Source organism: Escherichia sp. AM3 (assembly GCF_032029835.1).
Taxonomy (GTDB): Bacteria; Pseudomonadota; Gammaproteobacteria; order Enterobacterales; family Enterobacteriaceae; genus Escherichia; species Escherichia coli.
This window is the reverse complement of sequence record NZ_JAVUPQ010001174.1, coordinates 1-250: the sequence shown is the minus strand read 5'-3', so window position 1 is coordinate 250 and position 250 is coordinate 1. Positions and strand designations below refer to the sequence as shown.

The window sequence follows — 250 nt, the reverse complement described above, 5'->3', positions numbered from 1 at the left end:
CCTGTGGACCGGCCTCGGCTATTACGCCCGCGCGCGCAACCTGCACAAAGCCGCACAGCAGGTCGCCACCCGCCACAACGGTAAATTCCCGGAGACCTTTGACGAGGTGGCGGATTTGCCCGGCGTCGGGCGTTCAACCGCAGGCGCAATCCTTTCCCTCTCTTTAGGCAAACATTTCCCTATTCTCGACGGCAACGTCAAGCGCGTGCTCGCACGCTGCTACGCCGTAGATGGCTGGCCGGGCAAGAAA

The 250-nt window shown here is 62.4% G+C and carries 1 pseudogene; it reads left to right on the top strand.

The features are described 5' to 3' along the window. A pseudogene (locus RTW80_RS30210) lies at nucleotides 1-250 on the top strand (A/G-specific adenine glycosylase); the annotation flags it as partial.